General features: G+C 54.9%; 12 protein-coding genes and 1 tRNA gene. 5 read left to right on the top strand and 8 right to left on the bottom strand.

Annotated elements, in window-relative coordinates:
• Together JIN87_RS21790 and JIN87_RS21785 are read right to left on the bottom strand one after the other, a co-directional pair.
• Positions 1-408: a VOC family protein gene (locus tag JIN87_RS21790; RefSeq protein ID WP_200357744.1), complete on the bottom strand. Its 408-nt coding sequence runs from the start codon at positions 406-408 to the stop codon at positions 1-3.
• Between the two features lie 93 nt (positions 409-501).
• On the bottom strand, positions 502-1731 hold the full coding sequence (locus tag JIN87_RS21785) for an LL-diaminopimelate aminotransferase (protein ID WP_200357743.1): 1230 nt from the start codon (positions 1729-1731) through the stop codon (positions 502-504).
• A gap of 162 nt (positions 1732-1893) precedes the next feature.
• Here JIN87_RS21785 and JIN87_RS21780 point away from each other — a divergent pair, with 162 nt between their 5' ends.
• Positions 1894-2700 carry a GNAT family N-acetyltransferase gene (locus JIN87_RS21780; protein ID WP_200357742.1) on the top strand — a complete coding sequence of 269 codons (807 nt, stop codon included), beginning with the start codon at positions 1894-1896 and terminating at the stop codon, positions 2698-2700.
• 16 nt (positions 2701-2716) lie between these two features.
• Here the strand turns inward: JIN87_RS21780 and JIN87_RS21775 are convergent, their stop codons facing one another.
• The 3 genes from JIN87_RS21775 to JIN87_RS21765 all read right to left on the bottom strand — a co-directional run bounded on the left by JIN87_RS21775 (position 2717) and on the right by JIN87_RS21765 (position 5798).
• Positions 2717-4318 (bottom strand): L-aspartate oxidase, encoded by a 1602-nt coding sequence (locus JIN87_RS21775; protein ID WP_200357741.1) that lies wholly within the window; start codon positions 4316-4318, stop codon positions 2717-2719.
• 24 nt (positions 4319-4342) lie between these two features.
• Positions 4343-5428, bottom strand: a complete 1086-nt coding sequence (gene nadA / locus JIN87_RS21770) for a quinolinate synthase NadA (protein ID WP_200357740.1) — start codon at positions 5426-5428, stop codon at positions 4343-4345.
• 285 nt (positions 5429-5713) lie between these two features.
• Positions 5714-5798: transfer RNA gene (locus JIN87_RS21765), tRNA-Leu, on the bottom strand.
• Between the two features lie 562 nt (positions 5799-6360).
• On the opposite strand from JIN87_RS21765, the gene JIN87_RS21760 reads away from it, so the two are divergent.
• Both JIN87_RS21760 and JIN87_RS21755 read left to right on the top strand, forming a co-directional pair.
• A complete protein-coding gene (locus tag JIN87_RS21760; RefSeq protein WP_200357739.1) occupies positions 6361-7134 on the top strand; it encodes an RsmE family RNA methyltransferase in 774 nt (257 codons plus the stop codon).
• A 211-nt stretch (positions 7135-7345) separates the two neighbouring features.
• Positions 7346-7543 (top strand): hypothetical protein, encoded by a 198-nt coding sequence (locus JIN87_RS21755; RefSeq protein WP_200357738.1) that lies wholly within the window; start codon positions 7346-7348, stop codon positions 7541-7543.
• A gap of 130 nt (positions 7544-7673) precedes the next feature.
• On the opposite strand, the gene JIN87_RS21750 is transcribed toward JIN87_RS21755, so the two are convergent.
• Genes JIN87_RS21750 through JIN87_RS21740 form a run of 3 tightly spaced genes read right to left on the bottom strand, consistent with a single transcriptional unit; the run spans position 7674 to position 11164 of the window.
• On the bottom strand, positions 7674-9248 hold the full coding sequence (locus JIN87_RS21750) for a beta-ketoacyl-ACP synthase 3 (protein ID WP_200357737.1): 1575 nt from the start codon (positions 9246-9248) through the stop codon (positions 7674-7676).
• Between the two features lie 47 nt (positions 9249-9295).
• Positions 9296-10927: a CTP synthase gene (pyrG, locus tag JIN87_RS21745; RefSeq protein WP_200357736.1), complete on the bottom strand. Its 1632-nt coding sequence runs from the start codon at positions 10925-10927 to the stop codon at positions 9296-9298.
• Between the two features lie 39 nt (positions 10928-10966).
• Positions 10967-11164, bottom strand: a complete 198-nt coding sequence (locus JIN87_RS21740) for a hypothetical protein (RefSeq protein WP_200357735.1) — start codon at positions 11162-11164, stop codon at positions 10967-10969.
• A gap of 158 nt (positions 11165-11322) precedes the next feature.
• On the opposite strand from JIN87_RS21740, the gene JIN87_RS21735 reads away from it, so the two are divergent.
• On the top strand, positions 11323-11748 hold the full coding sequence (locus JIN87_RS21735; protein WP_200357734.1) for a MerR family DNA-binding protein: 426 nt from the start codon (positions 11323-11325) through the stop codon (positions 11746-11748).
• 111 nt (positions 11749-11859) lie between these two features.
• Positions 11860-12087 carry a hypothetical protein gene (locus JIN87_RS21730; RefSeq protein ID WP_200357733.1) on the top strand — a complete coding sequence of 76 codons (228 nt, stop codon included), beginning with the start codon at positions 11860-11862 and terminating at the stop codon, positions 12085-12087.
• The last annotated feature ends 12 nt before the right edge of the window (positions 12088-12099 follow it).

The following is a 12099-nucleotide window of genomic DNA, read 5'->3' as shown; positions in this document are numbered from 1 at the left end:
CTACGAAAAATCCCAATCGCCTCCCCACAAGCTCGCAGGAGCAAACTCCACGCTATTCCCCGCCGGGTCCCTTACATAGAGTGAAGTCCCGCCACTCTGCCACTGCATCTCTTGCTCGATCTCAACGCCAAGCTCTTTAAAACGCTGCCTCCATCCAGAAAGTTCCTCCTCCGTCGCCGCAAAGGCGATGTGCCCCTCTCCTCGCGCCCCATGACTCGGAACCGGACGCCCAGCCTCCACGCTCCGGCGAGGGTCAAACAAAAGCAACACACTATCCTGTAGTCTCAAAGAGACTACAACGTCAGACTCGCTGTAAAGCTCTAGCCCGATAACATCACGATAAAACCGAGTCGTCTCCGCCAGATTCTCCGCATACAGAATGGTTTCGAAAATACGTTTCGCCCTCACAGGTCGAAATCTAGGTCAAAATCGAGTTTGAGCAACAAAAAGCCCGCTCCCGATAAGGAGCAGGCTCGTAAATTCAGATTCTCGAAAAACGGACTAGGCGTTCGCTAGAGCGTCCTTGATACGCCCCATCGCCTCTTCGATCTTTTCACGAGAGTTGAACGCGCTGATACGGATGTGACCTTCTCCACAAGTACCGAAACCAGCACCCGGCGTACAAACGACACCCGCTTCGTTCAACAGCTTGTCAAAGAAATCCCAAGAAGGCTGTCCGGTTTGGATCCAAACGTAAGGAGAGTCATCACCTCCCACGCACTTGTATCCAAGCCCTTCCATCGCGCCACGCACGATCTTCGCGTTATCGAGGTAGAAGTCAGTAAGAGCCTTGATCTCAGCCTTCCCCTCCTCCGAGTAAACAGCTTCCGCAGCCTTTTGCACCGGATAGGAAACGCCATTGAACTTCGTGCAATGGCGACGGTTCCAAAGCGCATGCACGCTGTGCTCATTCCCAGCAGCATCCTGAGCCTTGAGAGACTTCGGCACCACCGTGTACGCGCAACGAGTACCCGTGAAACCAGCATTCTTCGAGAAACTGCGGAACTCGATCGCGACATCACGAGCGCCTTCGATTTCGTAGATGCTCTGCGGCAACTCCGGATTACGCACGAATGCCACGTACGCCGCATCGAAGAGAATGATCGCTCCACACTCCTTCGCGTAGTCAACCCAAGCCTTCAACTGCTCCTTGGTCGCAGTCGCGCCAGTCGGATTGTTCGGGAAGCAGAGATAGATCAAGTCAACCTTCTCTTCCGGAATAGAAGGAACGTATCCGTTTTCTGGAGTCGAATCGAGATATACGAATCCTTCGTAGCGTCCATCGACGTTCGCGCCCGTGCGGCCGGCCATCACATTGGTATCGACATAAACTGGATAAACCGGATCCGGAACGGCGATCTTGATGTCTTCGCCAAAGATTTCCTGGATGTTACCAGAGTCACACTTGGCGCCGTCGCTCACAAAAATCTCGTCCGCATCGATGTCCGCTCCGCGGGATTCGAAGTCATTCTTGGCAATTGCTTCGCGCAGAAACGCATAGCCCTGCTCCGGACCATAGCCGTGAAACCCTTCACGCGTCCCTTGCTCATCGATCGCCGCATGAAACGCCTTCTGACACGCTTGCGGAAGCGGCTCAGTCACATCGCCAATGCCCAGACGAATGATCGGCGAATCAGGATTCGCCTCCTGGTAGGCAGAAACGCGCTTGGCGATGTCAGAAAAAAGGTAGGAAGCCTTAAGCTTCAGGTAGTTTTCGTTGATGCGGATCATGATTGGAAATTAGGTTGAGCAGGCATCACAGCCAAGAGCTCCAACGAGTCAACAAAGGACGAACACTCGGGCAGCAGGAATCCCTACGAAACAGTCAATTCGTTCGCGTTTTCTTCGCTCCTCAATTAGATAGGACGCCTCGGTTCCTCAACGACTCCTCCCATGAACTCCGCAACACCAGCCCCAAGCATCGCCTCTATTCGAGATACGATCGGCCTACGAGCAGGTCGCCATTTCGAACTCGCGATGCGACACTGCATCGACGACCCCAAGGTCGTCAAAAACGAGTCCTACATCCGAATCCTTACCGGAGAACCAAACCCATTAGGCAACTTGGCGGCTATTGCCACCTCTACCGACAACGCTTCAATCGCCGAAATAGCCAAAACCTACCGATCCATCTCAGCGCCCTCGGCCTTCGTCTTCGTAGAAGCAATCGACGAAACCGTCCGCACCACCTTGGAATCACACGGATTCAGCGACACCGGCGGGATGCCAGCGATGGCTGTCGACATAGATACCGTCAAAGAAACCAAGCTTCCCGACGGCTACGCGTGGAAACGAATCGGCACCGAAACGGAAGCCAAGAAATGGACCTCAACGCTCGCCCTCGGCTACGATCTCCCCGTCAGGGTGGCGGAGCTCTTCTCGCCCGAGCGCTACGGCGATAGTCTGCTAGAGCACGAGTCCCTCCAATTTTGGGCCGTCTACTGGGAGGATAAACCAGTCGCCACCTCTATGCTTTTCCTCGCCGACGGGCTCGCTGGAATCTACTGCATCGCAACGCTTCCTGATCACCGCAAAAAAGGCATCGGCGCATTCGCGACCGCTCAACCCTTGAAAATCGCCAAAGCCTGCGGCTACTCGGTCGGGGTCCTGCAGTCCTCAGAAGCGGGTCACTCGGTCTACCTAGGGCTCGGGTTCTCCGACTACGCCCTCATGCCCATGTACCTGCGGATTCCAAGCTAAGAGCCGGCACTCAATCCTACTTGCCGTCGTCGACCGACTCAAACGGCACCTCGATCTCCTCGTCCTCGGAAGCCAAATAGTGGCAGCCTTTGCTTTCGGGATTCAAGCTCGCCGCATGCACCACCAGCATCGCGGACTTCACGGCGTTGCGAAGCTCCACCAAGGAGCGCGTCAATCGAGCCCCCGCGTAAAATCCGCCGATCTCCTCCGCAAGTTGGCTCAAAATGCGTCGAGCCCGCATCAAGCGGCGCGGCGAGCGGATCAGCCCCACGTAATTCCACATGGTGCTTTTGATCAAACGCATATCCTGACGAATCAAAACCTCGTCGGCTTGCCGCTCCGGGCTCACCCACTCGTGAACTTCGGGCAAGTGAAACTCTTCATTCGCAACATCCTTAGCGTCCGCGAGCGCCGTCATCTTCGCGCCAACAAGACACTCCAGCAACGAAGTGCTCGCCAAACGATTCGCCCCATGCAGCCCCGTACAAGCCGTCTCCCCAATCGCATTGAGATTGAGCACCGAGGAACGCCCTTGCAGATCGGTATAAACGCCCCCGCAGGTGTAATGCGCCGCTGGAGCGACCGGAATCGGCTCCCGGCTAATGTCCACTCCGCAAGCCAACGCCCGTTCGTAGATCGACGGGAAGCGATCCTTGATGAAGCCAGGCGACTTACTGGAAAGGTCGATGTAAACGCAGTTGTCTTCCGTCCCCAAAAGCTCGCGATGAATCGCCCTCGCCACGATATCTCGAGGGGCTAGAGACTTCATTGGATGCTGCGTATCCATAAACGCATGACCATCGCCATTGACCAGTACACCCCCTTCTCCTCTAACCGCTTCCGAAACCAGGAAGAGCTGGCAATTCTTCTTCAGAAATACCGTCGGGTGAAACTGAACGTATTCAAGATCTATGACACGCGCCCCAACTCGCTGAGCCATGGCAACCCCGTGCCCCACCACACCTTGCTGGTTAGTGGTATTGCGGTACACCTGGCCAAGGCCACCCGTGGCAAGAATCGTTTTCTTCGCCTTGATCGCCTTGATATCGCCGCTGAGAGCGTCGAGAGCGTAAACGCCGATACACGTGATCGGGCGGTACTTGTCGAGTGGATCCGCGGAGTTGTGCGAAAGCGTCAACAAGTCGATCGCCACATGGTTCTCAAGCAAGCGGAGTCCCGGCATCTCACGCACGTAATCGTGCATGTTGTTTAGAATAGCCCGTCCCGTAACATCCTTCGAAAAGATGATCCGCTTGTCGCTGTGCCCGCCCTCGCGGACGTATTTGAGCTTACCAGCCTCATCCCGATCAAAGGGCACAGTCACCGTGTCGAACAAAAGCTCGTCCACCGCCGACTGCCCTTCCCTCACTAAGGTTGCAACCGCCTCAGGATTCGCAGTGTGGCCCGAAGCCACGATGATGTCCTTTTCAAGCTGCTCCGGATTGAAGGCGGTATCATAGATGATCCCGCCCTGAGCCCATTTGCTGTTGGCCCCCATCGAGAGCTCGTCAGCGCATATCATGGTGACCGAAAGCCCTTGGCGGGTCGCGTGGTGAGCATAGGCACTCCCCGCAAGCCCAGCGCCGATCACGAGGCAGTCTGTATAAAGGGTTTCCACTCTATCGAGACACGAAAACGGAAACTAGCAACCCTTGCCAGGCTGGTGCGGAGCCCCTTCGGCGATCTCAAACATGCGATCGATCGAATGCAGAGCCTTCAGTCGGAGATCCTCCTCCAACTCGATCACCTGATCCTCACGCGGGGCGATCAACACATCGCGAATCTTCTGCAAAGAATTCATCTTCATGTACGGGCAAAGCTTACAACCAGATATAAAGCGCTTTTCAGGAGCTTCCACTTCGATGCGCTCCACCAAACCACATTCGGTGAGCATCATGAAATAAGGCGCTTCCGTCGCCTTCACGTACTGCATCATTCCGCCAGTACTGCCGACATAGTCGCTCTTCTCCGTGATGTTCAAAGTACACTCCGGATGCGATACCACCTTCAGCCCCGGGAATTTCCCCCGAGCGTCCGCAATGATTGTCGGATCAAAGTCATCATGCACGATACAAGTGCCATCCGAGGAAACGATCTCCTTATCGATGCCGAGCTTCTTCATTTCGACCCGGATGTTCTCAGCCATCAACTTGTCCGGCACAAAAAGGATCTGCTTCTGAGGAAGAGAAGCCACGATCTTATAGACGTTGCTCGAAGTCACACAAACATCGCACTCCGCCTTTACCTCGGCCGTGCTGTTGATGTAGCACACCACGGCAGCATCAGGATATTGCTTTTTCAGCTCCCTCAACTGCTCGCCCGTCAAAGAGTCCGCCAAGGAACAACCCGAAGCGCGATCGGGCACGACCACTTCAGATTCGGGAGAAAGAATCTTGGCCGTCTCGGCCATGAAAACCACTCCAGAAAAAACGATGCTCTTCGCTCCCGACTGCTTCGCCTTCAGGCTCAGCATATAGGAGTCCCCCGCAAAGTCCGCCACGCCGTACACGATTTCCGGTTCGACGTAGGAGTGAGCCAACACGACAGCCCCCTTCTCCTTTTTAAGATCATTGATCTCTAGCGTGAGCGGAGCGATTTCGCGACACTCCTCTATATTCCAAGAACGGCTCGCCTCGCACTCCACGTGCATAAGCTTGGCGAGGAGACGTTCCGCCTCCGCCTCGATTTGGGCTTCCGAATAGTTTCTGTTTTCTGCGGCGCTAACCATGGTTTGAGCACTAGCTAAAATTAAAGGCATAGAGCTTGAGCGCTTCACCCAAGAAAGGAAAGCATTTGTAGACACTTCATCATTCTACATTCCTACCTCTTAATTCAAAGAGTGGTACCCAGGGTGGGATTGGATTGAGGCTAGAACGCCTCAAGTCCTTCGGACCGCCTGCGGCGCCCCATCTCCGCTCGAGAGACTCGCTCCGTCGAACCAAGGTTCTCGTCCCACAAAGTCTCATCTCGCAAAACTTCATAGTTCTGCATTCCAACCTCTTACTTCAAAGAGTGGTACCCAGGGTGGGACTCGAACCCACACTTCCGGAGAAAGCGGATTTTGAATCCGCCGCGTCTACCAATTCCGCCACCTGGGCTTCCTCGATGGGAAGATGCAAACCTGTTCAGCCTGCAGAGAAGATTGGGAGTTGTGCCACGCCTAGGAAGTGTTGCAAGCCAAATTGAAAACCACTCCGCACCTTACGCGATTTTCGCCCCGCCAGATCATAAAAAAGATTCGAGCAGGAGAACCGAAAGAAACATATCTAACTGATAGTCTGCAACTTAAACAACCTGCAATAAATATTCAGAAAAACACCAACAAACTTTGAACGTATCCCCCATCACTACGTCTATCTTTGCAGGACATAATAAGGGTTTGTTCAATTTTGTATCTAGTTTGTAGTTTGATAAGTCGAAAGAGGTGCCGCTTAGCGGCGCCTCTTTTCGTTTTCAGAGTCCCTCTTTCCCGTAAAAAGAAAAAGACGAAAAAACTCCCAAAACTTTTGAACGAATCCGCTCCCAGCGCGCCTATCCCAGCATATAGGTAGTTTAAATTTCTAGAATCTGGTTTGTAGTTTGATAAGTTAGGAAAGGCGTCGCGAAAGCGGCGTCTTTTCTATTTGTAAGGCCAAGCCTCTCGCTTCTTAGCTTAAGCATATGCCAGACTTCCGATGCTTCTGCGAAAACTTGCCCGACTCGATTGGATCTCTCGTCGATCTTAGTCCTGAGGAATCGAATCATCTGGTAGCAGCCAATCGCGCCCGAGAAGGAGACCCCGTCCGCGTATTCGACGGAAAAGGCCTAGAATGCGACGCCCGTCTCACCAACGCCAACAAACGTAAGGCCACCCTCACGCTCGAGACGATCCAACGCGTTCCTCACCCTCCCTTTCGCATCGCCCTCGGCCAAGCGCTCCCCAAAGGCAAACTGATCGAAAGCATCATCAAAAAAGCGACCGAGATCGGTATCCAGGAAGTGTACCCGCTATCCAGCAGCCGAGTGGAATCAAAGATCGATCCGAAAAAGGCCTCCTCCAAAAGCGCGAAATGGGAGCTTGCCGCTCTCGAAGGAGCCAAACAAAGCGGCAACCCAAGGCCTGCTGAAGTTCATCAGGTTTGCAGCCTCCCAGAACTCCTAGACCTTTCCCAAAGCTACGAGCTCAAACTGATCGCCAGCCTAGAGGAGCAAGCCGTCTCCCTAAAGCAACACCTAGCCCGTTTTTCCAGTTCTCAAAACGGCAAGTCTCCGAAGTCCGCGATCTGGCTAATTGGCCCCGAAGGCGACTTCACTCCAGAAGAGTACGAACAGGCCTACCAAGCGGGGTTCTTGCCCACGACCCTCGGCCCCCACGTCATGCGCAGCGAAACCGCAGCCATCCACGCCCTGAGCATCACACACTACGAACTCAACTCATTCTCCAACGGCGAGTAATTTCCAAGCGGTTCCCTGACCGGCCAATAGTGTAAAGAACTAGGTCTAGCTGTAAGAAACAGCAACAGATCATGCTTCGCCATTGTTTAGAGCGAGAGACGATCTCACTCATTCTCAATGCCTTACGGGAAGCATCGCAAAACTGGCATCAACAAAGCTAGTACGTAAGAGCCTAAGGCCAGCGGGCTTCAAAGCCTGCACTCGCAAATCGATGAAACTCCACTCAGCTTTCCTAGAAAATCTCCCAATCGCGGCTCAGCTTTCGGACGAAGCGGAAAGCTCCGACGTCGGACTCGCAATCAGCGGCGAAGTCGGCTTCATCATCCTAGGCACTTTGCTCCTCGCAGTCGGAAGCTACGTTTTGATCGCTAAGCTTTGTCGCAGCCTTGCATCGAGCGGGAGCGAATAATCCCGCTAAGCAATTTTCTTTTGAACAGTCGCACTTCACTTCAGGCATCTTAAAGTGGGAAGCGGCCTTGTGCCGCGATTCTCAGCACCTAAACAAAAGATAAAATCCCGCTAAGCAATTCTAGAGAGCTCTACCAAGTCATCAAACCGCCGGCGAAGGTGAATCCAGCGCCCACCGAGCAGAAGATGATATTGTCGCCCTCTTCGAAAATCTCCTCTTCAGCGGCCCATCCAAGAGCCATTGAAACCGACGCGGCAGACGTGTTTCCGTACTTGTTGATCGTTACCACAAACTTCTCGTAAGGAATCCCCACGCGCTTGCTGACCGCTCTTAAAATACGGGCGTTCGCCTGATGAGGCACAATCCACGAAACGTCCTCCGGCTTCAGGCCATGACGCTCCAAAGCGCTTTCGATAATATTCGAGAATGCCAATACCGCACGCTTGAACACCACGCCTCCATCCATCTTCAGATAGAAGGAATCCAGATCTTCACCCGGCTTCGGCATCGGATACAAAGCTCCGCCGCCCACTCGAGAAATGGCATCCGTGAAACGCGCATCGCCGCTGAGCTCCAAACGATGCAAACGATGTCCCCCATCCCCTTGAGTCAGAATCGCCGCCCCCGCGCCATCTCCGAAAAGAAACGCGGTCTCGTGATCCTTGGGATTGGTGATGCGCGACAAAATTTCCGCCGTCACTACTAGGATGTTTTTGGCAGTGCCGCCGTAGATAAGGCTACGCCCGACCTCCAAAGCATACAACCAGCCAGAACACGCAGCATTCAAATCAAAGGCCAAAGCCTGTTCGATCCCAAGCTCCTTCGCCAAAATGCTAGCGGCTCCGGGAACCGGATGATCCGGCAAAAGCGTCGCCACTACCACCGCGTCGATGTCGGAAACCTCCAGCCCTGCCATCTTAAGAGCGTGACGGGTAGCCGTGCTTGCCAAACTCGTCGCCGACTCGCCCTCGGAAATCACGTAGCGCTGCTGAATGCCAGTCACCTTGACGATCTCCTCCTCGGTCTTACCGGGAAACTGTTTCAGGATCTCGGCGTTAGAACGCATGTTCTTAGGAACCGCATAGCCGATCCCCGCGACACATGCAGTGTGCGTCGCGCCTGACCCAGCCACGCCAACGCCAGACACAGCCAATGGAGCAGCCTCTTCAGCTGGCTTATACCCTTCGATGTCATCACCCGTCACACGTCCGCCAGGACCTGTTCCCACGATATCCGTTATCGCAGCCGGATCCAGCCCTCGCTCGAGCGCAAGTTTCTTGGCCCGTGGAGTCCAACGAATTCCATTGGCCTTCGCCACCGGAGCCGGGGCTGCCACAGCCGCCGGAGCAGGCGTCGCAACCACCTCTTGCATCACTTCCACAGCCACAGGTTCAGCAACCTTCTCAGGCGCCGCTTGCGGAGCAGCCGCGCCATCCACCGCAAGGTGAGCGACAGAAGTATCCTCCGTCTCGATACGGACGAAAGGCGTACCGACTTCCAAAATATCGCCAGCTCGACAGTGGATCTCCTTGATAACCCCATCGCACGGAGCCTCGAAATCGAAAACCGACTTATCGCTTTCTAGTTCCGCGAGCTTCTCGCCCTTGGAGATTTCCTGACCCGCCTCGACCTCAAGGTCGATCAGGGTCATTTCGTTCACCGTTGCTCCCATAGATGGGATCGGCACGTCGATTTGGAAGCTCATGGCCTGGCTCGTTTTTTCAGAAAGACGTTCGGGAAAAATCCTGCGAATTAGCGATTTTCTTCCCTCTTGATGGCGGCTCCCACAAACGCTTCGAAAAGCGGGTGGGCCTTGTTCGGTTTGGATAGAAACTCAGGATGCGATTGTACAGCGAGGAACCACGGGTGTTCCTTAAGCTCAACCATTTCCACGAGATTGCGCTTTGGATTAACCCCGCTCACAAGCAAGCCAGCAGACTCGAGACGCTCGACAAACTCGTTGTTCACCTCGTAGCGGTGGCGGTGACGCTCACGCACGCTCTCTTCGCCATAGGCTTCAAACGCCCTCGTTCCGGGCTTAACTTTACACTCGTAAGAACCGAGTCGCATCGTGCCGCCCTTGTCCACGACCTCCTTCTGCTCCTCCATCAAATTGATGACCGGGTTCTCCGTGTTTTCGTCAAACTCCAAGCTGTTCGCATCCGCCAAGCCCAACACATTGCGGGCGAACTCGATCACCGCGATCTGCAAGCCAAGGCACAAACCGAAATAAGGAATATCGTTTTCACGAGCAAAACGGACCGCCGCGATCTTACCTTCCGTACCGCGATCACCAAAACCGCCCGGCACCAAGATCCCGTGCAAGCTCTTCAGCGACTCCAGCCCCTCCGGATTCTCCAGCGACTCGGCGTCCAAACGCTTGATCGTCACCGCGCAATCATTCGCGATTCCCGCGTGCGTGATCGATTCGTAGACCGACTTGTAAGCGTCCTGCAACTCGATGTACTTGCCGACAACGCCAATCGTCACCCGCTTCGATGGCGACTTCAAGCGACGCACAATATCCGTCCAATAGCTCTCGGCCGGAGGCGGCGCGTCGAGCTTCAACAAGTCCACCACCAAGTCGTCGAGCTTCTCGCGGCGCAACATAACCGGCAACTCGTAGATCGAAGACTCCACGTCGATCTCCTCAATCACCGCCTTAGCAGGCACATTACAGAAAAGACTCATCTTCTCCCGCAACTCGTCTTCGATCGGATGCTCCGTACGGCAAACCAAGATGTCCGGCTGGATACCGATCTCGCGCATCTTCGCCACACTCTGCTGGGTCGGCTTGGTCTTCAGCTCTCCCGCTGCCGCCAAGTAAGGCAAAAGCGTGCAGTGGAGGAAAATCACATTGTCGCGCCCCGCCTCGAGCGCGAACTGACGCATCGCTTCCAAAAACGGCAAGCCCTCGATATCGCCCACCGTGCCACCGATTTCGGTGATCAGGATGTCCACGTCCTCGCTCGCTTCCGCGATACGCTGCTTGATCTCGTTGGTCACGTGCGGAATCACCTGCACCGTCTTGCCCAAGTACTCGCCGCGACGCTCCTTCTGGATGACCGACTCGTAGATCTGCCCCGAAGTGAGATTGTTAAACTGGCTCAGCTTGCCCGAAGTGAAACGCTCGTAGTGGCCAAGGTCGAGATCGGTCTCCGCCCCGTCATCGAGCACGTAAACCTCGCCATGCTGAAACGGATTCATCGTGCCCGGATCCACGTTAAGGTAAGGGTCGAACTTCTGGATTCGCACCGTGCAGCCACGCTCTTCCAGGAGCGCGCCCAGAGATGCGGCCGTCAAGCCCTTGCCGAGCGACGAAACGACACCGCCCGTCACGAAAATATACTTCTTTGCCTTACTGTTTTCCACGTTGGCTGCCATGAGAATTAGAATAAAAAGAGGAGGTCAAACTACATCGCGCTACTGAGCTAAAATCATCCAGCCGGCAAACACCACGATCGCCAAAAGCGCCACCGTCACCAGCACCACCATGCCGATTCGCAACAACTTCCAGACGACCCAGCCAAGACCGAGCCCGACGATAACCAAGCATGCCGTGACAAGCCAGGACGGGTATACTTCGTAGAGTCCTTTAAATTCGTCGATCAGCTGCGCCATGGGGGGCGACTCTAGGAGAGCCCTCTCCACCGCATCAACCCCCAATTCCCAAATCCGTAAAATTGCAGTCCACCCGCCACCCGAAGAACTTTTTTCAAAAAACTCCCGACTCCCCCTTGACCCTGCGCCATACTACAAGCCCTACACTGCTCAACATCATGAATCAGGAAACACTCACCCGAGGCCAACTCGCCAAGCAATCAGGCAAAACCTTCGAAACCATCCGCTTCTATGAAGAGAAAGGCCTGCTCACCCACGCCTACCGCGACAGCTCGAACTACCGCCGCTACCGAGCCTCCGATTCAGATCGCCTCATCTTTATAGAAAAGGCCAAGCAACTCGGATTCACTCTCCGCGAAATCGGCGAAATCCTCGATCTCCACGACCGCGAAGCCGGAGCCTGCAAGACCCTCGCTCAAAAAGCCCAACGAAAGCTCGCCGAAATCGATCAGCAAATCGCCGACCTCGAACGCCGCCGCGAACTTCTCAAACGCTTCGACAGCTGCGACGCCCTCGACCTCGTAGACTGCGATTGCGACGTCATCGAACACGCCAAAAACGGCGCCGCCGACTGCGACTGCTAAAGATAGGGCGGTCTGGCCCAGACCGCCGCGATACCCTCCATCCCACACACCGCCAACCCAGCGGCCCAAGCTACCGCTTACCCAAAATTCAACCAACAACACACAAACAAAATGAAAAACGAAACAAAGATAGAAATCATCACCGCAACCGCATGCTGCGCCGATTCGGCAGATCAAAACTGCTGCCAAGACCAATCCTGCAACTGCGAACTCACCTTGTATTCAGCCGATACCGACAACGGTAAAGCGCGAGCCGCCGAACTCGGAGCCCAATGCTTCCCCGCCGTCGCCATCAACGGCCAGCTCCTCCCCTGCACCCCCACCGCAAACTGCTGCTAAGGTAGCGGCCGC

This window comes from Pelagicoccus mobilis, from assembly GCF_016595505.1.
GTDB lineage: Bacteria > Verrucomicrobiota > Verrucomicrobiia > Opitutales > Opitutaceae > Pelagicoccus > Pelagicoccus mobilis.
The sequence above is the reverse complement of the archived record's forward strand: the minus strand, read 5'-3'. Positions and strand labels throughout refer to the sequence as shown.